The organism is Aliivibrio sp. A6, from assembly GCF_028765505.1.
Taxonomy (GTDB): domain Bacteria; phylum Pseudomonadota; class Gammaproteobacteria; order Enterobacterales; family Vibrionaceae; genus Aliivibrio; species Aliivibrio finisterrensis_A.
Genome location: NZ_JARACR010000024.1, coordinates 43,654 through 66,209, shown reverse-complemented (window position 1 = coordinate 66,209; position 22,556 = coordinate 43,654). Strand labels below are relative to the sequence as shown.

The following is a 22,556-nucleotide window of genomic DNA, read 5'->3' as shown; positions in this document are numbered from 1 at the left end:
CCATCACGCCGCCTTGACGCTCTAAACCAATAAACGCGTATTGGTGCCCGTTAATACTAGCAACCTCTATCGCTTCTGGCTCTGCGCCCTTATCATCACTGCGATCATCTGCACTGCTATTATTATCATTAGTGCTATTGAAATTATTTTTATTATTTTCAAAAACAATACGAGCAAACTCATCGCCGCTATCGAACACTAATTCCCCTGATTCATCCCAAATAGAGAATGAACGGCTACCAAATGCTTGTACTTTTTCGTCGGCTGCTAGCGTGCCTTGTGGCTTAACTACTTTTAAACGAGCCAGTTGATTTTTATCTTTTAACGCTGATGCTAGTGGGTGGTTTTTATCAATGTCTAATTTTTTACCGCGAATTTCATCAACGTAAACAATGCAAAAATCTTGTTTGGTTGCATATTCTGCAGTGCCTTGATAGTCATCACCGTCCCACTCATAAGATTTTTCATCACATTGTTTTTGGGTTGTTTCGATGCCATATTCTCTACCATCACCTTCATTCGCAGTCACAATATAAGTGGAACCATTAACACTATAACTGGCAATGCTATCTGGCATATAAAGTCCTTCTAACATCGAATAGCTTTGAAAATTACCAAGCTTTTTATCTTTATTCGAAGCGTCTAATTGAACTTTTTCCCATGATTTTCCACCAAGACCAAAGATGCCATCAATTGAGGCATTTTCAACATCAATCGCAGCTAATGCATTGTTCTCTTGCAATGCGACATACAATTTACCGTTATCAGCAAAAGTGAGGTATTCAGGTTCGAGATCTTGAGAAACCGTGGCAGTAGGTGCTGAAATACGAACTTTATCGGTTAGCTCTGAATGACGTGAGTTGCCTTTATCAAACGCATTAAAATCAAGTTGAGTTACCAATGCATTTAATGGTCCATTAGCAATATCCACTAACGTTACACTGCCTTCTGGATCAACAGAGTAATCTGAATTTGGCTCACCTTCATTAGCTGAAGCAATATAGCGTCCATCTTTAGAGAAACTCACCATATCAGGCAAAGCTCCTGCAGGATAAGTGGTTATAATCTCAAGTGTGTCCGAACGATATAAGGCAATAATACCATTTTTCTGTTTATCATTATTTTCAATTGCAACAGCCACCAAACCACTGTGTGCAGAAACACTGTTTGCTGCACCAATAGCAATGCCTGAATACTTAGCCGCTGACTGAAGATCAATATGACCAACAGCAGTCGGTTTGCTATTGGCATTTAATGTTAGAACATCTACCTTTTTGGCTTGAGCATTTACCACGTACAACTTATCTGTACATGAGTCGTAACTTAGGATCTCCGCTGCAGATGTAGCAAAAGGAGCTGCTGCTATAGATGAGCCAACCAATGTCAGTCCACTAATTTCTAAACTGTCGAACGTTGGTTCTTCGTGTAATTTGCATTGAATACCAAAAGTATCTATCGCTGAAAATGTGTTTTTTACTGTTGTTGTATTGGATTGCTGGCTACAACCTAGTAATGCAGAAGTGACCACCGCTAGTGTGGTAAAAGTGAGTGTATTGCGATTCATATATCCTCCATGATCAATTTGATTGGGCGATCATAGAGTGGTTACATGACAGTTTGTTTTCGCTTTTATGTCGAATTAAAGACAGAGGTCAATAGTCACATTGAGAAATACCAATCTACATAAGTATTTGATCATTCTTGCTTGTTAAAATCGATTATATCTGCGTTATAAATTTTGTAATTAGAACCACTAGTTACTGTAATTTATGCCTTGCTCTAATCGATTTTTTCTGCGCAATTATCTGAACAACTACTTATCCAGAATGGTATAAACTAAGTAACGTACTATTAAAGTGGGCATTAAAAATGGCCATGATTTGTAATAAAACCATGGCCATGCATTTGATCTTTTTACGAAAAATAAAGGGTTATAGAACTATACTCGCAAAAATAAAACCAAAGATAATACTAAATACCATACTTAATAGACCTGGGATCATAAAGCTATGGTTAAAGATGTATTTACCAATCTTAGTCGTACCTGTGCGGTCAAAGTCAATTGACGCAATGATTGGACCGTAGTTAGGAATAAAGAAGTAACCATTAACGGCAACAAATGTTGCGATAATCACTTCAGGTGGAAGACCTAACGTAATACCAACAGGCACTAATACGGCAGTTGTTGCACCTTGGCTGTTTACCATTACAGATAAGCCAAACAGTGCAAACGCGAATGTCCATGGCGCAACTTCAACCAATCCAGAAACCGCTTCTTTTACCATGTCATAGTGACCAGCAATAAAAGTATCACCTAACCATGCGATACCAAAGATAGCAACGATTGCACGCATACCAGCATGGAATACTGAACCTTGAGTGATCTCGTTACCATCAGGTTTACATAATAGAATAATCAGTGCAGCCATTGCTAACATGACGATTTCAATTGTATGCGCCATGCCCATTGGTGAGCCATTGAAGTTAGGACGTAACGATGGGAATGCCCCCATAACCACAACCACAATTGCGCCGAATAAGAACAGACCTACTGCTTTTTTAGCGCCAGGTTTAATCTCAATCTCTTCAACTTTAACTTCTTGTTCCATTTCTTGACGGAACTTAGGATCTTGCATACGACGCAGGTATTCTGGATCATCTTTTAGGTCTTTACCGATCTTGTTTACGATAACGCATGCAAGAGCTAAACCACAGAAAGTGCCAGGAATTGTTATCATCAATACATTTGCTAATGTAATGCCTTGAGGTTCTAAAAAAGCAACCAGAGCAACTACAGCCGCTGCAATTGGGCTTGCTACAATCGCAAATTGTGAAGCGATAACTGCCATACCTAGTGGGCGCTCAGGGCGAACACCACTACGACGACTTACCTCTGCAATAACAGGAAGAACAGAATAAGCTACATGCCCAGTACCTGCTAAGAAGGTGAACATATACGTCACTAAAGGAGCAATAAAAGTAATATGACGTGGGTTTTTACGAAGAATATTCGAAGCGATTTTGATTAAATATTCAAGACCACCAGCGGCTTGCATTGCAGCAGCTGCAGCTACTACCGCCATGATCATTAACATTACATCAATAGGTGGGCTTGTCGGTTGTAAACCAAATACAAAACTCAGTATGGCTAAACCAATACCGCCCATAACACCTAAACCGATACCGCCAATTCGGGCACCGACTAGAATACAAATTAATACAATTAAGAACTCGACTAAAAACATATCAATCTCCCTGATGATAGGTTTTATATAACTATTTTTAAATTACCGCTTATTACACTAGTAATTTAAACACCAAAAAATCGAGAGGATAATAATCATCTTATATATTCAATAAATAGCGACAGATCACACATCATTCAAATTTATAAAAATAAAACAAAATATTTATAAGTAGTTATTATTTCTACAGTTTTTAAATACAAATAAGCAACAAAAAGATTACACTTATCGTCATGTTCTTCTTATTATTTTTATCAAATCGCATTAAAGTAAGGTGGCAGCTTCCACTTAGCTTTTATGTTAGCTATACAGAAAAACAAATAAAATTATTGTCTTCATTATTTTTTCGACTAAAAAAGTAGAGTTGTTCATCATCGACTGATATTTAAGGTCACTCTATTAGCGAAACTAACACGTCTTTTCACTATGGCATTGGTGTTGAGTACGCTCCACAAGCATTAAGTGGTTTAGCTTTTCGTGTAGCTTATGAAGGTGATCTTTTCATTGAAGAGAATGTATACCAAGATTATGGTTACTACAGCTATTCAGACGATTACGCAATGAACATTGGTACTTTATACGCGGGCGTAACTTACAAGTTTTAATATAACTGTTTATTCGTGTTGCTATATTATACCAATCTACATAAGTAGTTATTCAGAATGGTATTTAAAGTCGAACACAAATGAAATCGGGTAGCCGAAAAGCTACCCGTTTTATTTAAGACAAAGAATACTCTTTATTTTAGGCTTGCCGCCTTTTCTGATAATTCAACCGCCTCACTATTCGCTTTTCTAGCTAATATCTTACTTATAGCAATAGCAGCAAACACCGGTAAGAACCAACTGGCATGCGCTTCAAACATTGGAACATAATCATTTAACGGGGTAACCAATGGTTCTGGCAATAACCCAAGAATATGTAATGCGTCTAAACTACCAAATACCACTGTAATACTAACAATCGTTACATAAGCAGTTACATTGCGTTTTGTCGTAGGTAAGAACAGTGCCGTGAGCACCAAAGCAATGGCAATAGGACAAAGAATTAAAATAGCAGGTAAGCTAATAGCTAAGATTTGCTCCAAACCAAAATTAGCAATAACTCCTGTTAATACTGTTACGATGATTGTCGTAATTGCAAAAGGTGAACGGAAAGTTTGCTGATAATACTCAGCACACGCATTGGTTAAGCCAACTGTTGTGGTTAAACACGCCATTATGATGATACCTGCCAATAAGTACTGCCCTAATGGCCCGAAGATCTCTGCAACATAACGAGTTAATAATTCACCACCATTCGTTGCCCCTTCTGAAATAGAAGCAGAAGTAGCACCAACGTATGCCATCGCTAAGTAGCACGCTGACATTAATAAGGCATACACAACAGTAACTTTGACTGTCGCTTGGAAAATTTCTTGTGGTGACTCACACCCTTTATCTTGAATTGCTTTGATTATAATCCAACCAAAACCAACAGCAGCAATAGCATCCATTGTCATATAGCCTTGGATTAAACCACTGGTTACTGCTTTATATTGATAATCAGCACTTGGGGCATTAAATACACCTAAAGGCGTTACGATAGCTGCTACTGCTAGAGCCGCTAGCATCAGCACAAGTAAAGGGGTCATCACCTTACCGATATAATCAACTAATTTTCCACGTTGAAATGCTAATAACAAAGTCGCACCAACAAACAAAACTGAGAAAATTAATAAATGGTCACCTTCAACAAAAGGTTTTATGCCCATTTCATAAGCCACAGTTACCGCTCTTGGCATGCCAAACGCGGGACCAATTGCAGTAAACAACAGTACCCAAAAGGCAATGGCTAACGGCTTAGGTAATGCCTGTGTTAATTGACCACTGCTGCTTAACCGGCCTAGTACAATTAGTGTCAACGATGGTAACCCAACGGCAGTAAGCAAAAAACCGAGCATTGCAGGTAAGTATTGAGTGCCTGCTTCTAAGCCAAGAAATGGAGGGAAAATGATATTTCCTGCACCAAGAAACATGGCGAAAGTCATTAAACCGATAGCAAGTAAATTTTGTTTTTTCAATGTCATAGTCCTTATTGCTATTGGGCTTAACCCTAGTAGCTTTTATTGTGGACCGTCAGATTGGCTGAGAAAAACAAGAAGAGAATAAAGCAGTCTCCCGTCAGCCTGGCTGACGGAAGTGCCGCCAGCCTAGTTAATAATCACTAGAATGACAGCAATAATAGATGATGTTACACGCGACACAGCACCGAGCATTGTTTTGCACAAAGCAGCAAATTGTAGGGCTGTAGAAGAAAGCATGAATGTATCCTAGTCGTTTATCGTGGTAACCAAATCAATATATAAGTAATAAACCACATTGTAAACACTGTAATAGTTAAAAATATCGCCTATTTAAATATAGTCAGTTTTATTCTCAAATTTGATTATCTGTGGTTTCCTGAGAAAATAGCGAATGTGCCATGTAGCCAACAATCATTATATTGATCAGAAATGCTCCGACGCCTAACAAACTAGTATGAAAAATCATTTCATAGATTTCAAAAGGTAAGTAAATCGCGCCACTCAACAAAGCAAACCATTCAGTCCATACGAGTCCATTCCATAATCCATAGGCTTCAACGAGTCGAATCAACGAATAAACTAGTGCGCCAATGGCTAATAGCCCCATTCTTGCATCTGTTAAACTACTCGCGGAATGAATAAAAATACTAGGTAAGTGTCCAGCAGGATTTAAATGTAAACGACTGACGATATTTTCTGCAAATTGACGCATATTATGACCAGCAAGAACATGCAAACCAAATCCCACCAAAAGAGATACCACACCTTTGCAAGCCTCTAATACCGCAACGGCTCGCAACCCTTTATTTACTACTTTCATGTTTTTCTCTTTATAACGATGAACACTGTTTATAAACAATACTGTTAGCAAGAGCTAAGTATCTGCTTTTATCTTCTTCTTTAAAAGTTCTTTATTAATTAGATTCAAAAAGCAATTTTGTACAATAATGAGCTATCTCCTTGAATTATTATAATTTCATAATTAAAACAAGGATTGATACACCATCATGGATCATAATTTTTATTGGCTACGAGATAACAGCAATATCACAACAGTTGCCACTCTAGGACCTAAAAGTTCAAGCAGTGAAGCTGCCGCAAATTACTATGCAAACTTACTCAAACGACCATTAAAGATCTTACTTTTTGATACTTTTGAAAAGGCGTCTGATTTCGTTGAAAATAACGATAATGTGGTGCTACTTGTTGCAAATGCTTATAAAAAAGCAGATTACTTTTACATGAATCCAAGAACATTGCTGTCAGGGTCATTCTTTTTCTCTCCTCCTAAATACTATCTTTGTTGTAAAAATCTCTATGAATTGCAGCAAAAAATAAATAATAACGACATTATTACCATTGATACTCATCACGCCCCTATTTCACGACTCGATGACCTGATAAAAACAGCCAACCCAAGCGTTATTGATTTATCAACGGCAAATTTACATATCAAGTTATCTACATCAACCAGTCAATCAGCAATTCATGTAGCAAAAGGGACATCAGACTGCTGCCTTGTCAATTCAGATTCAATCAAACTACATCGCCTCGAAAAAATTTCAGCCCCTTTAACTATTCAAATGACTTGGGTGCTCTTTATAAAAAATAAACAACGTCAAAAGGAAGAAGTGTAATGGACAATCAAAAATGCGTACTCGTGATAGATAAAACCTTGCCACAAGGGTTAATTGCGAATACTGCGGCTGTTCTTACTTTATCGCTAGGTAAATTACATCCAGAACTCATCGGTGCAGATAATATTAATAATGACGGTGAAGTTCACTCGGGGATCACCTCTATCCCCATCCCTATTTTAGCAAGTTCACCGGAGTCTATTAAATCAATAAGAAACTCGTTAAAAGAAGAAACGACATTAGTTGATTTTTCAAACGTGGCTCAAAGTACTAAAAACTATCAAGACTATTCAGAAAAACTAGCTTCTACCAAGGCCGAAGATATCGAATATCTTGGTATCGCGGTCTACGGAACAAAGAAAATAGTTAATAAATACACTGGAAACCTAGGATTAATTAGATGAGTATTATTAATAATATGGTATTGATTTCGGGTGAACCGTACAAAAGAGGATCGAACTTAAGTCCTGATGAACAGCCCGTTAGCCTAATTACTTTATCGCCTTTTTTCATGGACATACATCCTGTTTTAAATAAAGATTTTAGAGTATTTATTGAGCAAGGCGGATATTCAGATCCATCTTACTGGTCACATAAAGGGTTCAATTTTATTACTGAAAATCAAATAACTGAGCCACTTTATTGGCAGGATAAAAACTGGAATGGTGATAAAAAACCAGTAACAGGTATTAGTTGGTATGAAGCGGAGGCCTATGCAAAATTTGTAGGCAAAGAGCTACCCACAGAAACACAGTGGGAGTATGCTGCCAAAGGGAATGATACCCGAACCTACCCTTGGGGCAATGTAGAACCAACCTCTTCTATCGCAAATTTTGCGCCTGATTGTGAGCCTGAAGAATTTGACCGCAGATCGACAGATTGGGATGCTCATCCGCAAAACCGCTCTCCATTTGGCTGTATGGATATGGGAGGAAACCTTGCGGAATGGTGTTTAGATAATTACCTTCCAAATTACGCATGGGATATTCAAAATCAGGACCCTTTATGTATCTCTAATATTAACTTTGATCACGTTGTTAGAGGGGGGTCTGGTTTGCATGATGAAGATTATATGCGTTGTTCAAGTAGAGATAATTACCCACCAACAGTTCGAGATAATATTGTTGGATTTCGCTGTGTTAAAAATTTAACGGATTAGTGAGTCGTATTATGGAAGCAATTACGAAAACCCCTTTTATAGAGAAGAAACCCTCGTCATTACGCTATTACCAAGAGGGGCCACCAATCGAGTTTGATGCACAAAAATGGTCATTGAAAATCTTTTTACCGAATGAATTAACTCCGTTCGAAATTGATCTTGAAGAACTAAAAAATATTGCGCCTATTACAGAAAACCGTCGAGAAGTATGTGTTTGTAATTGGAGTATTCGTCGTACATGGACAGGTGTTTTACTTGCTGATGTGTTAAATCACCTTAGCGTCAATAGCGATCAATATCGTGATTATTATTTAAAACAAATAAGCGTTGGTACTGAAAAAGGACAATATGATTCTACAATCCCTTTTATTGACGCCCTTGAGAACCGTACTATGCTTATTTGGGCAGTTGATGGTGAAGACCTATCTTTAGAAGAAGGCTATCCATTAAGGTTGATCGACTTCTCGCTGTATCGCTATAAAGGGGTTAAGTGCCTTTCTGAATTACGATTAACCGACGAGTTTAATGCCGGATTTTGGGAAAATAAGGCTGGTTATTGTAAAACAGGAAAAATCAAGGCAAAACGTTATCGTATCGTCGATTTACAAGAACATCGCTTCATTGAAGGAAACAAAGAAGTAACTGAATTTTAAGGATAAATAATGAGTCTTTTTTTAGCTATGGCAATGTTTGCCTTTGTCACCTCCCTCTCACCAGGACCTGTAAATATTCTTGCTACTATAACTGGTGCTAATCATGGATACACAAGAACAATTCCACATATTTTTGGGGCAACTGTTGGTTTTGTGTCTATTCTTATTATATTGGGGCTTGGGCTAATACAAGCCTTTGATGATTCGCATACAGCAACGCTAGTTCTAAATTACCTTGGTAGCGCTTTTCTACTTTATTTGGCTTATAAAGTAGCAACTAGCGAAAGAACCGAACAAAATAAAAACAAAAAGGACGATGCCCCAACCATGTTACAAGGCTTATTGTGTCAATGGTTGAATCCAAAAGCTTGGATTGTATCTTTGTCTGGTGTCACCGTATTTTCTAGTAACGGTGTGATTCCTATCGAAGACCTCGGGGCATTTAGTGTGATATTTTTTATCGTATGTTACTGCTGTATATCAACTTGGGCTTTATTAGGTTTAACCATTGGTAAATACCTTGAGCACCCTATTCATTATAAAATCTTTAATCGAGCGATGGGAGGCTTGCTTGCGTTAACAGTAGTGTATGTATTCTTTATATCAAAATAATAAATGGACGTTACGTTGGCTAATTCAAACCCTCACTTTTTAAGATCATCTGTTCTTCCGTTTGAACTACGGTATTCCGATAATTCAAACGCCTGCTATAAAAAACACACTCACCCAGAGTTTTCAATTGGAGTGGTAGATAGCGGGATTAGTGAGTATGTAAATCAAAATATAAAACAAACTATTCGACCGGGTTCAACTGTTATCGTGAACCCGGAAGAAGTCCATTCATGTAACCCACAAAAAGGCACTCACTGGAGCTACAAAATGCTCTATGTTGAACCAGACTGGATTGCCGATCTTCAATCTCAAATATCGAATGGAAGCAATCAAGAATTTCAACCAATTCAAATGACACACAGTGATTGCCCTTTCTTATATCGAGGATTCCAATCACTGGCTAAAACTCTAATAGAAGATGAATCTGCAATCAAAGTTGAACAAACCGCCATTAATTTTTTCTCTGAGTTAATTCTAAAAGGCAGTGATAACCCTTCTCTTGATATCATATCGAAAAAAGCCATTGAGTGTGCTTATCACTATATTTCAGATAATTTTGATAAAAACATTTCTATTTCTGAGATTGCTGAAACTTCTGGATTAAGTGATTATTACCTCATCCACTCGTTCAGAAAGCAATACGGCATTACCCCACATGCGTATCAAATAGTAATGCGGATAAATAAAGCCAAAGCCTTGCTAAAAGAAGGAGAAAATATCGCCTCTATTGCCACAGATCTTGGTTTTACCGACCAAAGTCATTTCCATCGCAACTTTAAAAACATGGTTGCCGCAACGCCGAAACAATATAAACAGAGTTTATAATTTCTAAATAGCACTTCTTTGTTGATATTTATGCGTTAGTGTTTCACTATGGTTAATTAATAATAATTCAAGGAATGACTCTTTATGAATTTACGTAATTTCTCATTCATTTTATGCGTGGTTACACCTTCGGCAATGGCTCAACTTGCAGATAAAGAAGGCATTAGTGGTGAAATTGCATTAACAACAGGCTTTGCATCTTCAACATCCAATTTTAATACCGAAGGTGAAGATACTATTAGCTCCGAGTACCAAAAAGGCTCTAGCGATAACGGATTTATGGCTTTTCCTCTTGGCAGCATAGCCTATACATTTGGCCAAGAGTTAAATCAGCAAGTGTATGCAGGTACCACTCGCCAAGATATCGCCACAGGTACTGTTGTTCTTGAGGTGGGTTATAAGTATCAATTTGATTCAAGAATGGTAGTTGACGTATCTATTTTACCAACCGTTATGTCAAGTAAGACATGGGCTAACCCATATTTAGTCGACTCAGCTCGAACAGAAACAGATGCATCAGGCAATGCATTTCGTTTTAAAGTGAATAATATTGCGGGCTCAAATTTTACTATTGATAGCGCTTATGCAACCAAAGATATCGAGAACGATGATGTCGTAGATGTACTAAAAAGAGACGCAGATACAATCTACTTAAAAGGTCAATATCGTTTACCATTAAGTCGTACTTCATTCGTCCTACCTTCTGTTATTTACCAATCTTCATCTGCGGACGGAAAAGCAAGCTCTTACGATCAATATGGTGCGGAAGTCAGTTTCTTTAAAATAATGCAAAGACACCAGTTAGTATTAACTGCCGGTTATAATCAACGAACATTCGGTGCTGAAAACCCAATTTATACTGAGATTCGCAAGGACAACAAATTGAGCTTCTTTGCCGCTTACGAGTACACTAAATTCATGGATTGGCAAGATTGGTCGTTCATCTCTTTTGCGGGTTACAGCTCAACCGATTCAAATATTACCTTCTATGACGAGTCAGAATACATTGTTACTGTAGGTCTAAATTATAAATTTTAATACTCGAACTGCCCTGCTTAACATTATTTAACTGGGCTTTCTCATAAACAATTAGTTAATATCAAAACAGCCTTCTAGTTTTAGGTCTATATAAAAAGCTATTATTTATCAATAAAAACGGTAATCACTTGTAAAGAAATCGAGCAGTTTATTAATCGCTATATCTCTATAAATGTCTTTCTCTATCAACATATCATGATAAGCGCCTTCAACTTGTTCTAAATGGCTTGAGTTACACTTCTCATGAAACTCCGACTGCGCAATATTACTCACAACAAGATCATCACCGGCTTGTAAGATCAGCATTGGAATTTTTATTTTATGTGCAGTAGCGATGCATTTTTTACCTGCTTTTATTGATTCTGTTATCCAATGCGTACTTGGTCCACCTAATCGTAATCTAGGGTTATTTACAAACAAGTCTACAAATATTTGATACCGTGCTTTACTGTGCGTAAGTACGTTTTCTTCGTATCTCACTTTTTTGAAATGACTTTGACCCAATGCATAATTTGGTTTACTTGCTAGCACATCAAGTAGATTCAATGTCTGCTTTTTTAAACCATGAGCTTTACCCGGAATATAGACCCCAAGCATAGGCGATGTAGCCGCTGACGCTTTCACCGGATGGTCAAATGTCGATAAATATTGAGTCATTACCGCAGCTCCCATTGAGTGAGAGAGCATAAAGCATTCCCCCTCCAAGTTTGGCCTCACAACTCTCTCCATAAAGATATAAAGATCCATAACATAATCATGAAAATCATCCACATGACCTAATTCGTGATCTTGAGTCATCCGTCCTGATTCACCTTGGCCACGGTGATCATAGGCATAAATATTGTAATACTGACTCAGCTCTAAAATGACTTCTTTATATTTCCAATAGCTTTCATTGCGTCCATTTACAATAACTAACGTTTGCTTTTTCTTATTAGGATTAACGTTAATCCATTTTAACGGAATACGCTCAACCCCAAGAACCTCCCCGCAAATTTTACTATTCCAAATAGCATCTATTTGAGTATTGTACTCTTGCTGTTTTCTTTCATCGGTGAAACGCTCTTCACGAGTCTGTATTAAGAACTGCTCTTGTTGAAGGTGCGATAAGCTCAATTTAGAAGCTATTGTTTCAAGAAATAAATTACCTAACGCTTTACCGTGTTGATAATCGGCATCTAATTGCTTTTTCGTACTACCAAGCACTTTAGATTGAAGCGCTTTATTTGGCGATATTTCATAAATGATGACATCGTCAGGAGGGTTCGCTAAAAATTCTTGGGTCTTACGATAGTTCTCTTCATGAGTCACTAGCATCGCAGCCATATGATCCAGTGTGTTGTTCTTTGTCATCTTAGCAAGAGAGATCAACCAATCATGATTCTCTTTAAAATCAACAGGTACGGTACGAATAACAACGATATGCCGAAAACCTCGATCATATGCCGCTTGCACTGGAATAGGCGTTGTTAAGCCACCATCAAGCCAACGTTTATCATCCATAATAACTGGCTGTTTATGCAAAGCAGGAATTGCGCACGAGGCCCGTAGGATGTCTTTCCAGTTACTGGTGGATAGGTCAAAATACTTAGTTTCAAAATTGGTTGCATGGGCGGCGACAGCAAGTACCTGCTTAGTCGTTAAATGTTCTTCCCCTACTTTCCAATTTAAAGGAATGTCAGATTCAGTTTTATCGATTAGCCAATCCAAATCCATCCCTTCGCCAGTCAATAAAAAGCGAGACAATTTGAAAAAATCAGGACTGCGAGTCACTTGATCAATAATGCGGTAAGCGTGTCCTTTATGCCCACAAATATAAGAGGCTAAATTCAGAGAACCCGCAGAAGTGCCAATTAATAAATCAAATGGATTAAAGTTTGCCTGTAAGAAGCTATCAAGTACTCCAGCAGTAAACACACCTCTTTGACCACCACCTTCCGTCACTAAAGCAATTTTATCGACTTCCCTTTTTGAAAAGCGCAAAACATCAAAGCTATTTTTACTGATCGAATAATGTTCACCCATCATATTTGACCATTTCCGATAGAGTAATTATGTTCTTCTATTATTGCATATTGCTATAAAATCAGGGGAAATAAATAGCCTTTCTATAAATAATGCCGTCATTCCTTTTGCAATACCAATCGTAGTAAATAACTGATCATCCTCGCTGGTTAAAATGATCGATAACTCGATATTTAAAATCCATCTATGTTATGGTTCTTGCAACAATTAAGGAGAGTTATGAACGACTATGAACTTTTCATCAAAATAAATGATGCTATTTTACTTGAGTTCGATGTCTTTAAAGCATGGGAAAAAACGTTGCTTTTAAATGCTCAAAACCAATTGATGGATAGGTTCCCGATCTCAGATCCACAAAGGGAACTACTCACTAATGTACTCGAGAAAAAAAGACCAAAAAAGAGAAAGAAAAGAAGAACATAAAAGCCATAATGATATTTCATCACTATGGCTTTTTTATAGATTACAATCTTGTACCAATGTAATTAATTAGCTGCTCATATTAGTGGAATTGATATTAATACAAGACCATTGTGAGATAACCAAGAACGAGCACTATCATAGAAGTAAGAGCATAAGGAACCGGGTAGCCTACCGCAGGCATATCACTTTGACATTCGTCCTGAGCCCCTTTCATTGCAGGGGTACTATTACGCCCACCAGCACAAGCACCAGCGAGAATCGCAGGGTTCATCTTACGGAAATAGAAACCATAAATCCAAGCAAGCAGCGGTGGAAGTAACGCAGCAACTAAACCTAGACCTGCAATTTTAATAACCACAATACCTTGGAACGACGCTAGAATCTTAGGACCAACAGTCGCAGCTAATACCGCAACAAACAAACTCAAACCAATATCTTGTAAGAAGCTACGAGCCCCTTCACTCATAGGGCCACCAAATGCAGGGTTACGAGTACGTAGGAATGAGAAGACAATCCCCGTCAACATACAACCTGCAGACGTACCTAAAGCAAATGGAATACCGCCTAAAGTGACACTCAAATGACCACATACATAACCAATCAATAAAGAAAGTGCTAAGTAGAAGGTTTCAGTCAGTGTACTTTCAACAATTGGATTACTATTAAGTTTCTTCGCGGTTTGCTGAACACACCAATCAGAGCCAGCAACACGGATCACATCTCCAACTTCAACTACGGTTTGCGGCAAAATAGGAAGTTGGTGCCCTTGTCTAAATAAGGCTTTCATATAGATGCCAAACCCAACTTCTTTGCTTATATCTTCAATTGTTTTGCCTGTGTAAGCCGATTTACCTAAGTGAATATCAGCCACTTCTATATCGACATTACGCGCTCTTGGTTCATCAACTTCAACACCAACCGTAGATTCCCCACCCTCGATTAAAACATGGTAATCACCACGAATACCGATAATATCACCAAGCTGTAACTGTGGATTATCAGCAGAATCAATAACCTCATCTCCACGAACTACTTTAAGAATCGCCGCATGAGGGTAACGATGAAAGAGTGTTTCTACATTTTGACCAACCAATTCTTGGTGATCAACACGATAAGCTCGAATATCTAAAGGAAGCACGCCTAAATTTGAAAAACCATTAGTGCTTGGCAATGCTTCTGTATCACCACCCGCACCAAACTCAGCCTCTGCATCTTTACCGGCTTTAACCGGATCGACACCAAACATGGCAGGCAGATATTTAATAAGTAAGATAATAAATACGCTAGATAAAATATAGCTGATGGCATAACCCGCAGCAATATTGGCACTTATTTGATCAAGCGTCATCCCCGCAGGCGCTTTAACCGCCCCAGAATCAATAGCAGATTGAGCAACCCCCATGACTGCGGTTACTGTGTAACTGCCTGAAATAATCCCAGCCGCATAACCAGGTGCTAAATCTAATAATTTCGAACCAAAGAAAACAATAAGAAAGTTACTAAACACTACAATGAGGCCTATAACGACAAAATCTAACCCTCCTCGTGCGAGACCTGAGAAAAATTGAGGCCCAACTTTCATACCAATAGCGTACATGAACATCATTAAGAAGATATCAGATACCAATCCCGGTGCATTTATATGTAAGCCATAAACAGAAAAAGCCGTTAATGCAATAGCAACACCTACAACCAAGGTACCCGCGGTTGACCCTAAATTAATTCCTTTAATGGTGACTTTTCCTAACGGATAGCCAATAGCAATACTTAAGAAAAGAAACACAAACGGATTGTGAGCAATATAAGAAAAGAGAAAACCAAAGACACCAGATGCATCTTGAGCAGCCTGACTTTCTAATGATTCAGCCAAAGCCAAATGACTAAAGAAGGTAACACACAGCAAAGTAAATAATTGAACCCAACCTTTGGAACGGACCCAAGTAAATGGACGACCTATTTGACCGATATTCATAATTATTTCCTATATTTTTAAGGAGGGAAGATCCTCTATAGAACAATAGAGGATCTAAAAACACTGTTTCTATTTAACCACTAAAGGGATTAACCGTGGTTAAAACCTGACGATTCCAACTCATCACTACCATGGGAAATAGGATGCTTAGCAAAAAACTCAACACAATGTTTTAAGTCCGCAACCAATAAATCAGCCTGATCTCGACTGAATCCATGACGAACCAAAATACGCATGATGACTAAGTCCTCACGTTTTGGCGGCATCGCATACGCGGCAATTTGCCAGCCTCGAGAACGAATTCGGTCCGATAGATCAAACAAATTAAAACCGGGATCAACGCCTTCCTTCAATGACCAGCTCATTGCAGGAATACCCCCTTTACCATCATAGATAATCTCAAACATACCCAGTTTTTCAATTTCAGATGATAAATAAACAGCCGTGTCGTAACAGGCTTGGTGGATCTTACGATACCCTTCTTTGCCTAAACGTAGGAAGTTGTAGTATTGCGCTACAATTTGGCCACCAGGGCGAGAGAAGTTCAATGCAAAAGTCGGCATATTGCCACCTAAGTAATTCACATTAAAAATCAGATCTTCATGTAAGGCTGACGCATCACGCCAAATAACCCAGCCCACACCGAGTGGACTTAAGCCAAATTTATGGCCTGACGCATTAATCGATTTAACTCGAGGTAAACGGAAATCCCACTCTAAGTCAGGATCACAGAATGGAGCCAAGAAACCACCACTCGCCGCATCAATGTGCATTGGGATGTCTAATCCTGTGTCTTCTTGTAGTTTATCTAGTGCTTCATGCACGGCTTTTACAGGTTCATACTGACAAGTAAATGTCACACCCAATGTTGGAACAACGCCGATGGTGTTTTCATCGCAACGTTTAATCACCTCTTCAGGCGTCATGATCAAACGATCACCTTCCATTGGGATTTCGCGTAATTCAATATCCCAGTAACGCGCAAATTTGTGCCAGCACACTTGAACAGGGCCACAGATCATATTGGGTTTATCTGTTGGTTTGCCGAGCTTTTTCATTTTTTCTCGCCAAGCCCATTTTAGAGCCATACCACCCAACATAGCCGCTTCACTTGACCCTGTAGTTGAGCAACCGAGTGTGTTTTCTGCATCTGGTGAGTTCCACAAATCGGCTAACATGTGCACACAACGTGCTTCAAGTTCAGCGGTTTGAGGATATTCATCCTTATCGATCATATTCTTATCGATGCACTCATCCATTAATTTATGGACTTCATCTTCAACCCAAGTTTGGCAAAATGTAGCTAAGTTCTGTCGAGAATTACCATCCATCATGAGTTCATCATGAATGACTTGGTAGGCATGACGAGGGTCATGTTCTTGTTCAGGCATTTTATATTTTGGCATAGATAACGAAAGGTCAGCTGACGAATAAACATCGTCAAGGAGATCATCTCTGACTGTATCTTTAGAATGAAGAGGCATACGTTTTAGCTCCATTGAATTGAATAAACAATTAAGAATATAAACTGTCGAATTTAAAAAATTCGGCCTTAATTACTGAGTAATTAATAACAATGTCAATTAGTTAATCAGTAATATTTATTTACATTTCTAGACCCTTTGATAATGAATGTCAATGTCATTTATAAAGTATGCATGCTGTTAAGTTGGCTATTTTGCGAGCGAATTATCTCTTCGTCTACCCATTTTAATAGCTGTTTAATCGCTTTAGACAACACCTGATTTTGCCTAACAATATAACCTAAACTAGTCGTTGGAAACTTAGGTAATGGCGTTACCGTCGCTTTAAGGTTACGCTTTGGATGAATCGAAAATTCAGGCACAATTGCCACACCAAAACCTGCCTCAGCCCAATCAATCTGAGCATCTACGCTTCCTACTTCCATTATTCGATATTTGGGCAAATTCAAAGACGGTAAAGCCAAATCAAGTAAATCACGAGTTCGAGTATCATGGCCTAACAAAATCAGTGTCGGTTCATCATCTAAGGTAATTGTAGGATCAAGATTCGCTTGCTGCCACTCTGCCAGGTGATTACCCAATGCACACCATTTGATTTGTTGTAATTCAGTAAAATGCAGGGGCTGACTTTCTTTCTGTGCAATAACAAACCCTAAATCGGCCTCTGCACTTTTCACTAATTCAGACGCTTGCGAAGAAGTGGTATTAAGTAGAGAAAAATCGATGCCTGGGAACTCTTGCTTAAATAATTGGAATGGCCCAATCAATAATAAACGCGAAATAATATCACTGGCTGCAATGGTTAATGTCCCACGACTCAAATCATTAATCGCATTCAAATCCGCTTGGCACACTTGTAATGCCATTAGCGTATCTTGACTGGTTTGTAATAAACGAGTCCCTGCTTCCGTTAAATGAAAAGGATTTCTCTCAATCAACTTTACTCGAGTCGAACTTTCTAACTGTTTAATATGTAAGCTGACATTGGGTTGCGTCATATGAAGGGCTGCCGCCGTTTTTCCAAAGTGTTTTAACTCTGCTAACGTGACAAATGTTTTAAGCCAGTTAAGATCAAGCATGCCTATACTCTCTTTTTGAATACATTTCACTCAATATGATATATGGATTTCTTATCAAGTCGATAATTATAATTAATTTCTCATATTGCAAATCTACACTTAACATAGCCTCTTAATCATTTAGGAGTTTGTGTTATGCCGTCTATTGTTGTTGTTGGTGCTAATTGGGGCGATGAAGGTAAAGGCCGTATCGTTGATTTTCTTGCTGCGGATGCGTCTGCAAGTATTCGTTTTCAGGGCGGTAATAACGCCGGTCATACTGTGGTAAATGACTTTGGTACCTTTAAGCTACACCAACTTCCAAGCGGTATTTTTAACCCAGACTGTACAGCGGTTCTTGGCCCTGGCATGGTAATTAGCCCTGCGGCATTAAGCGAAGAAATCGCAGAAGTTAAAGCGGCTGGTATTGAAGTAAAAATGCACATATCTGACCGTGCTACGCTTTGCCTTCCTATTCATGCACTTGAAGATACACTTGAAGAATTACGTTTAGGCGACGGTGCTTACGGTTCAACTCGTCAAGGTATTGCTCCTGCATACGGCGACCGTGTAATGAAAAAAGGCATCCTTGTTGGTTGGTTAATGCAACCTGAGGTTCTTCTAGAGCGTATCAAGTTCATGCTTGATTGGAAAATGCCACAACTTAAAGCACTTTACCCTACTTGTGATTTCAACCAAACAGCGGAAGAAATGACAGAATGGCTACTAGAAGTAACGGCACCTTGGCGTAAATTCATCTGTAACGTGACTGAGCCTTTAAAAGTAATGCAGAAGAACGATGCAAACTTATTGTTTGAAGCACAACTCGGTGCTGGTCGTGATTTAGTTTACGGTGAATACCCATGGACTACCTCTTCAAACGTAACAGCGGCTTATGCGGGTATCGGCAGTGGCTTACCTGCATTACGCCCTGAGCGTATTATCGCTGTAGCGAAATCATTTAGCTCGTCTGTTGGTACAGGTACGCTAGTTACTGCAATGGAAGAGCAAGATAACTTCCGTGAAGCAGCTAACGAGTATGGTGCAGTAACAGGCCGCCCACGTGACATGGGTTACTTCGATGCAGTAGCAACGCGCAACGGTGTTGAGCTACAAGCAGCAACTGAAATCGCACTAACAAAAATTGACTGTTTAAGTGGTATGGCGGATCTTAAAATCTGTACGTCTTACGCTGGCGAACACACTGAGAACCCAATCTGGCCTCAAACATCAGCACTAAGCCCTGTTTACGAAAACATGCAAGCATGGCAAGAAGACATCACTGGTTGTCGTACTTTCGAAAGTCTACCAAAAGCGGCTCAAGCGTATGTATTACGTATTGAAGAACTAATGGGCGTGCCAGTAAGTATGGTGTCTGTTGGTCCTGAGCGTGAGCAAATGATCATTCGTTAATCGGACGTTATCTAAGAATAATGAAGCCACGCAACCTTTTGGGAATTTTAGGTTGTGTGGCTTTTTCTTTTTAAGAAGAAATACATAAACAAGAATTAACGAATTTACGACTCTTCTCTATCAACATAGACGTCATGGTTTTCTTGATAGATACACATCACCATCCCAAGACCACAAGCTACTAATACAATGAAGACCCACATAATAATCCACATACTCTTCTCCTATTAATATAATCGAGCGCTGTTTTCTTTAACGTAATTCGTATCAATACGACCAAACATTTTTGAATAACACCACACTGTGTATCCAAGAATAACGGGGACAACCAATACCACGACAATTGAGATGATTTGCAGTGTCAATTCACTCGATGTTGCATCCCAAATAGTCAGACTATGATCAGGATTAATGCTCGACGGAATGATCATCGGAAACAGTGCAATACCAGCAGTTAAGATTACACAAGCCATTGCTAGGCTCGATGTTAAAAATGCAAAGCCACTTGAACGAACATAAGACAATACCGCTGTTAATAAATACATTACAATACCGAGCATTGGAATAATGTACAGTAGATGATACTCACTGTAGTTATGCAATAGACCATTAGTAACGCTAGCAACTTCTTTATGTAATGGGTTTGATGGTAAGTGAGTAATAACCTCACTTGTTATAATATAACCATTCATATTTACCGCTAAAAAACCACCGAGAATAAATAGTCCGACGCATACCATTGAACATATGATTGTCACTTTCTGACTTCTTTTTCTGATCCCTAGTATTGTTTTTAACTGTAGATAAGCTGCACCTTGAGATAGCACCATAAATAGAGATAGAAGTCCACAAACGATTGGAAAAACGGTTAGTAAATCCCAAAAACTACCACTGTAATGAATCATCATTAAATAGTTCATATCAAATGGCACGCCGACTAAGAGGTTCCCAAAACCTACACCGAAAATAATAGGAGGAACAATACCACTTATCATTAAGCCAATATCGCACTTTTTACGCCATGATGAGCTATCCACTTTTGCACGATACTCAAAACTTGCTGGTCGTAGCCACAATGCTGCAAGCGCTAACATCATTGCGATATAAAACCCAGAGAATGATACCGCATAAGCTGTAGGCCAAATGGCAAAGATGGCACCACCAGCCGTAATCAGCCACACCTGATTACCATCCCAATGTGGCGCTACAGAGTTAATCATTACTCGACGTTCATTGTTCGTCTTTCCAATAATAGGAAGTAATGCCGCAACCCCCATATCAAAGCCATCGGTTATAATAAATCCAATTAATAAAAACCCAATCGCTCCCCAAGTAAATAAACGTAACCATTCATAATCAAACATTATTTATTTCCTCCTTGGTATGAAATTAACATTAATTCATGTTCATCTGTGTTTTCTCTTTCAAAGTGATATTGACCTGTTTTTAGTGCACTAGGTCCAATACGCGCATACTTAACCATCAGACGAACTTCGATAATAAGTAAGAAGGTGTATAACCCAAAAGCAACGGCTAATGATGTGAGTATTTGATTAACGGTAAGATCCGATGCCGCCATTGCTGTTGGCAGTATTTCTTGAATCGACCATGGTTGACGACCATATTCTGACACTAACCAGCCGCACTCAATCGCTATCCAGGGTAGTGGCATTGCCAAAAGGCAGGCTTTTAATAACCAACGTTTATCTTCTAAACGATTTTTACACATATACCAGAAAGACAGAATGAATAAACCAAACATCAACATTCCGCATGCAACCATGATTCTGAAGCTCCAGAAAATTGGAGAGACATTAGGGATGGTGTCTTTTGCCGCTTGCTGTATTTGCTCCTCTGTCGCATCAATAACATTATCTGTGTATTTTTTCAGTAATAGGCCATAGCCAAGGTCGCCTTTTAGCTCGTTAAACTTATCCATATTCTCTGGTAGTGTTTTGAGTAACCCATAAGCGACCATACCATTACGAACACGTTGCTCATTCGTCTTCACCAGATCATTTAATCCAACAACAGGAGTATCGGTAGATCGTGTTGCAATCAGGCCCATTACATAAGGGATCTTTATTGCATAATCGGTTTCCATTGTATCTTGATTAGGCAAACCCAATAATGTGAATGATGCAGGAGCTTCTTCGGTTTCCCATTCGGCTTCCATTGCTGCCAATTTTACTGGTTGATATTGGCCTGCTTCATAGCCTGACTCATCTCCCAAAAATAGCGTTGAAATAATAGTTACTAAGCCAAAACAACACGCCACAGTAAAGGAGCGAAGTGCAAATGAGCGATCTTGCCCCTTCAATAAGTAATAAGCACTTATCCCCATAATAAACATGGCACCAGTGACATAACCGGCAGAAACGGTATGTAAGAACTTAACTTGAGTGATCGGGTTTAAAATAACATCCATAAAACTCGTCATTTCCATACGCATGGTTTCATAATTAAATTCCGCACCCACAGGGTTTTGCATCCAACCATTGGCAGTTAAGATCCAAAAACCTGAAAAATTAGAACCAATTGCGGTTAACCATGTACATAGAGCATGCTTTCCTTTGGACATACGATCCCAACCAAAGAAAAACATCCCTACTAACGTCGATTCAAGGAAAAAGGCAAGCATCGCTTCTATTGCTAATGGAGCACCAAAAACATCACCAGAATAATGGGAATAGTATGACCAATTAGTCCCAAACTGGAACTCCATAGTAAGTCCGGTTGCGACCCCCATGGCAAAGTTAATACCGAATAATTTCCCCCAAAACTTAGTCATGTCTCTATAAACCGTTTTTCCGGTAACGAGATAAATAGTTTCCATCACTGCTAATAAAAATGACAAACCAATAGTCAGTGGCACAAAAATGAAATGATATAAAGCCACACTTGCAAATTGAAATCGTGAGAGATCAACGACATCTGTTAACATAAT

General features: G+C 38.8%; 19 protein-coding genes. 9 read left to right on the top strand and 10 right to left on the bottom strand.

The genetic code is table 11. The features are described 5' to 3' along the window. The 4 genes from PVK70_RS14060 to PVK70_RS14045 all read right to left on the bottom strand — a co-directional run. Positions 1–1,564: choice-of-anchor I family protein (locus tag PVK70_RS14060; protein ID WP_274441579.1), on the bottom strand; the 1,564-nt coding region annotated here is incomplete at its 3' end. A gap of 367 nt (positions 1,565–1,931) precedes the next feature. Further along, positions 1,932–3,245 (bottom strand): anaerobic C4-dicarboxylate transporter family protein, encoded by a 1,314-nt coding sequence (locus PVK70_RS14055; RefSeq protein WP_130048642.1) that lies wholly within the window; start codon positions 3,243–3,245, stop codon positions 1,932–1,934. Between the two features lie 739 nt (positions 3,246–3,984). Continuing rightward, positions 3,985–5,307 carry a branched-chain amino acid transport system II carrier protein gene (gene brnQ / locus PVK70_RS14050; RefSeq protein WP_130048641.1) on the bottom strand — a complete coding sequence of 441 codons (1,323 nt, stop codon included), beginning with the start codon at positions 5,305–5,307 and terminating at the stop codon, positions 3,985–3,987. Between the two features lie 355 nt (positions 5,308–5,662). Continuing rightward, entirely contained in the window at positions 5,663–6,130 is a 468-nt protein-coding gene (locus tag PVK70_RS14045; RefSeq protein WP_130048640.1) for a DUF2127 domain-containing protein, read from the bottom strand. Between the two features lie 187 nt (positions 6,131–6,317). Here PVK70_RS14045 and PVK70_RS14040 point away from each other — a divergent pair, with 187 nt between their 5' ends. The 7 genes from PVK70_RS14040 (at position 6,318) to PVK70_RS14010 (ending at position 11,234) form a co-directional block, all read left to right on the top strand. Then, positions 6,318–6,947, top strand: a complete 630-nt coding sequence (locus PVK70_RS14040) for a hypothetical protein (protein ID WP_242504802.1) — start codon at positions 6,318–6,320, stop codon at positions 6,945–6,947. After that, positions 6,947–7,351 carry a DUF2000 domain-containing protein gene (locus PVK70_RS14035; RefSeq protein ID WP_130048638.1) on the top strand — a complete coding sequence of 135 codons (405 nt, stop codon included), beginning with the start codon at positions 6,947–6,949 and terminating at the stop codon, positions 7,349–7,351. Before PVK70_RS14040 ends, PVK70_RS14035 begins: the two co-directional genes overlap by 1 nt. After that, positions 7,348–8,106: a formylglycine-generating enzyme family protein gene (locus PVK70_RS14030; protein ID WP_130048637.1), complete on the top strand. Its 759-nt coding sequence runs from the start codon at positions 7,348–7,350 to the stop codon at positions 8,104–8,106. The genes PVK70_RS14035 and PVK70_RS14030 overlap by 4 nt, the downstream gene beginning before the upstream one ends. A gap of 11 nt (positions 8,107–8,117) precedes the next feature. After that, the gene (locus tag PVK70_RS14025; RefSeq protein WP_130048636.1) at positions 8,118–8,759 is read left to right on the top strand and encodes a molybdopterin-dependent oxidoreductase; all 642 of its coding nucleotides are present in this window, start codon (positions 8,118–8,120) and stop codon (positions 8,757–8,759) included. Between the two features lie 9 nt (positions 8,760–8,768). Then, the gene (locus tag PVK70_RS14020; protein ID WP_130048635.1) at positions 8,769–9,371 is read left to right on the top strand and encodes a LysE family translocator; all 603 of its coding nucleotides are present in this window, start codon (positions 8,769–8,771) and stop codon (positions 9,369–9,371) included. Positions 9,372–9,386: 15 nt separating this feature from the next. Next, positions 9,387–10,196 carry an AraC family transcriptional regulator gene (locus PVK70_RS14015; RefSeq protein WP_242504801.1) on the top strand — a complete coding sequence of 270 codons (810 nt, stop codon included), beginning with the start codon at positions 9,387–9,389 and terminating at the stop codon, positions 10,194–10,196. A gap of 84 nt (positions 10,197–10,280) precedes the next feature. After that, positions 10,281–11,234, top strand: coding sequence for a DUF2860 domain-containing protein (locus tag PVK70_RS14010; protein WP_130048633.1), 954 nt, complete (start codon positions 10,281–10,283; stop codon positions 11,232–11,234). A gap of 108 nt (positions 11,235–11,342) precedes the next feature. Here PVK70_RS14010 and PVK70_RS14005 read toward each other — a convergent pair whose 3' ends face one another. Continuing rightward, positions 11,343–13,262 (bottom strand): alpha/beta fold hydrolase, encoded by a 1,920-nt coding sequence (locus PVK70_RS14005; protein WP_242504800.1) that lies wholly within the window; start codon positions 13,260–13,262, stop codon positions 11,343–11,345. 216 nt (positions 13,263–13,478) lie between these two features. Here PVK70_RS14005 and PVK70_RS14000 point away from each other — a divergent pair, with 216 nt between their 5' ends. Continuing rightward, positions 13,479–13,682, top strand: coding sequence for a hypothetical protein (locus PVK70_RS14000; protein ID WP_130043407.1), 204 nt, complete (start codon positions 13,479–13,481; stop codon positions 13,680–13,682). A 94-nt stretch (positions 13,683–13,776) separates the two neighbouring features. Here the strand turns inward: PVK70_RS14000 and PVK70_RS13995 are convergent, their stop codons facing one another. The 3 genes from PVK70_RS13995 to PVK70_RS13985 form a co-directional block, all read right to left on the bottom strand. Next, positions 13,777–15,654 (bottom strand): aspartate:alanine exchanger family transporter, encoded by a 1,878-nt coding sequence (locus PVK70_RS13995; RefSeq protein WP_130048632.1) that lies wholly within the window; start codon positions 15,652–15,654, stop codon positions 13,777–13,779. An 89-nt stretch (positions 15,655–15,743) separates the two neighbouring features. Continuing rightward, entirely contained in the window at positions 15,744–17,138 is a 1,395-nt protein-coding gene (locus tag PVK70_RS13990) for a glutamate decarboxylase (RefSeq protein ID WP_130048631.1), read from the bottom strand. Positions 17,139–17,299: 161 nt separating this feature from the next. Then, positions 17,300–18,217 (bottom strand): LysR family transcriptional regulator, encoded by a 918-nt coding sequence (locus PVK70_RS13985; protein ID WP_130043404.1) that lies wholly within the window; start codon positions 18,215–18,217, stop codon positions 17,300–17,302. A 135-nt stretch (positions 18,218–18,352) separates the two neighbouring features. On the opposite strand from PVK70_RS13985, the gene PVK70_RS13980 reads away from it, so the two are divergent. Further along, a complete protein-coding gene (locus PVK70_RS13980) occupies positions 18,353–19,609 on the top strand; it encodes an adenylosuccinate synthetase (RefSeq protein ID WP_130048630.1) in 1,257 nt (418 codons plus the stop codon). A 227-nt stretch (positions 19,610–19,836) separates the two neighbouring features. Here PVK70_RS13980 and cydB read toward each other — a convergent pair whose 3' ends face one another. Continuing rightward, the gene (gene cydB / locus PVK70_RS13975) at positions 19,837–20,973 is read right to left on the bottom strand and encodes a cytochrome d ubiquinol oxidase subunit II (protein WP_130048629.1); all 1,137 of its coding nucleotides are present in this window, start codon (positions 20,971–20,973) and stop codon (positions 19,837–19,839) included. Beyond that, a complete protein-coding gene (locus PVK70_RS13970) occupies positions 20,973–22,553 on the bottom strand; it encodes a cytochrome ubiquinol oxidase subunit I (RefSeq protein ID WP_130048628.1) in 1,581 nt (526 codons plus the stop codon). The genes cydB and PVK70_RS13970 overlap by 1 nt, the downstream gene beginning before the upstream one ends. Positions 22,554–22,556 lie beyond the last annotated feature (3 nt).

Bases quoted from the DNA above. Each gene is read 5' to 3' on its own strand.
- PVK70_RS14055 (WP_130048642.1), bottom strand. From the start codon at position 3,245: ATGTTTTTAGTCGAGTTCTTAATTGTATTAATTTGTATTCTAGTCGGT.
- PVK70_RS14045 (WP_130048640.1), bottom strand. From the start codon at position 6,130: ATGAAAGTAGTAAATAAAGGGTTGCGAGCCGTTGCGGTATTAGAGGCT.
- PVK70_RS14040 (WP_242504802.1), top strand. From the start codon at position 6,318: ATGGATCATAATTTTTATTGGCTACGAGATAACAGCAATATCACAACA.
- PVK70_RS14035 (WP_130048638.1), top strand. From the start codon at position 6,947: ATGGACAATCAAAAATGCGTACTCGTGATAGATAAAACCTTGCCACAA.
- PVK70_RS14030 (WP_130048637.1), top strand. From the start codon at position 7,348: ATGAGTATTATTAATAATATGGTATTGATTTCGGGTGAACCGTACAAA.
- PVK70_RS14025 (WP_130048636.1), top strand. From the start codon at position 8,118: ATGGAAGCAATTACGAAAACCCCTTTTATAGAGAAGAAACCCTCGTCA.
- PVK70_RS14020 (WP_130048635.1), top strand. From the start codon at position 8,769: ATGAGTCTTTTTTTAGCTATGGCAATGTTTGCCTTTGTCACCTCCCTC.
- PVK70_RS14010 (WP_130048633.1), top strand. From the start codon at position 10,281: ATGAATTTACGTAATTTCTCATTCATTTTATGCGTGGTTACACCTTCG.
- PVK70_RS14005 (WP_242504800.1), bottom strand. From the start codon at position 13,262: ATGATGGGTGAACATTATTCGATCAGTAAAAATAGCTTTGATGTTTTG.
- PVK70_RS14000 (WP_130043407.1), top strand. From the start codon at position 13,479: ATGAACGACTATGAACTTTTCATCAAAATAAATGATGCTATTTTACTT.
- PVK70_RS13995 (WP_130048632.1), bottom strand. From the start codon at position 15,654: ATGAATATCGGTCAAATAGGTCGTCCATTTACTTGGGTCCGTTCCAAA.
- PVK70_RS13990 (WP_130048631.1), bottom strand. From the start codon at position 17,138: ATGCCTCTTCATTCTAAAGATACAGTCAGAGATGATCTCCTTGACGAT.
- PVK70_RS13985 (WP_130043404.1), bottom strand. From the start codon at position 18,217: ATGCTTGATCTTAACTGGCTTAAAACATTTGTCACGTTAGCAGAGTTA.
- PVK70_RS13980 (WP_130048630.1), top strand. From the start codon at position 18,353: ATGCCGTCTATTGTTGTTGTTGGTGCTAATTGGGGCGATGAAGGTAAA.
- cydB (WP_130048629.1), bottom strand. From the start codon at position 20,973: ATGTTTGATTATGAATGGTTACGTTTATTTACTTGGGGAGCGATTGGG.
- PVK70_RS13970 (WP_130048628.1), bottom strand. From the start codon at position 22,553: ATGTTAACAGATGTCGTTGATCTCTCACGATTTCAATTTGCAAGTGTG.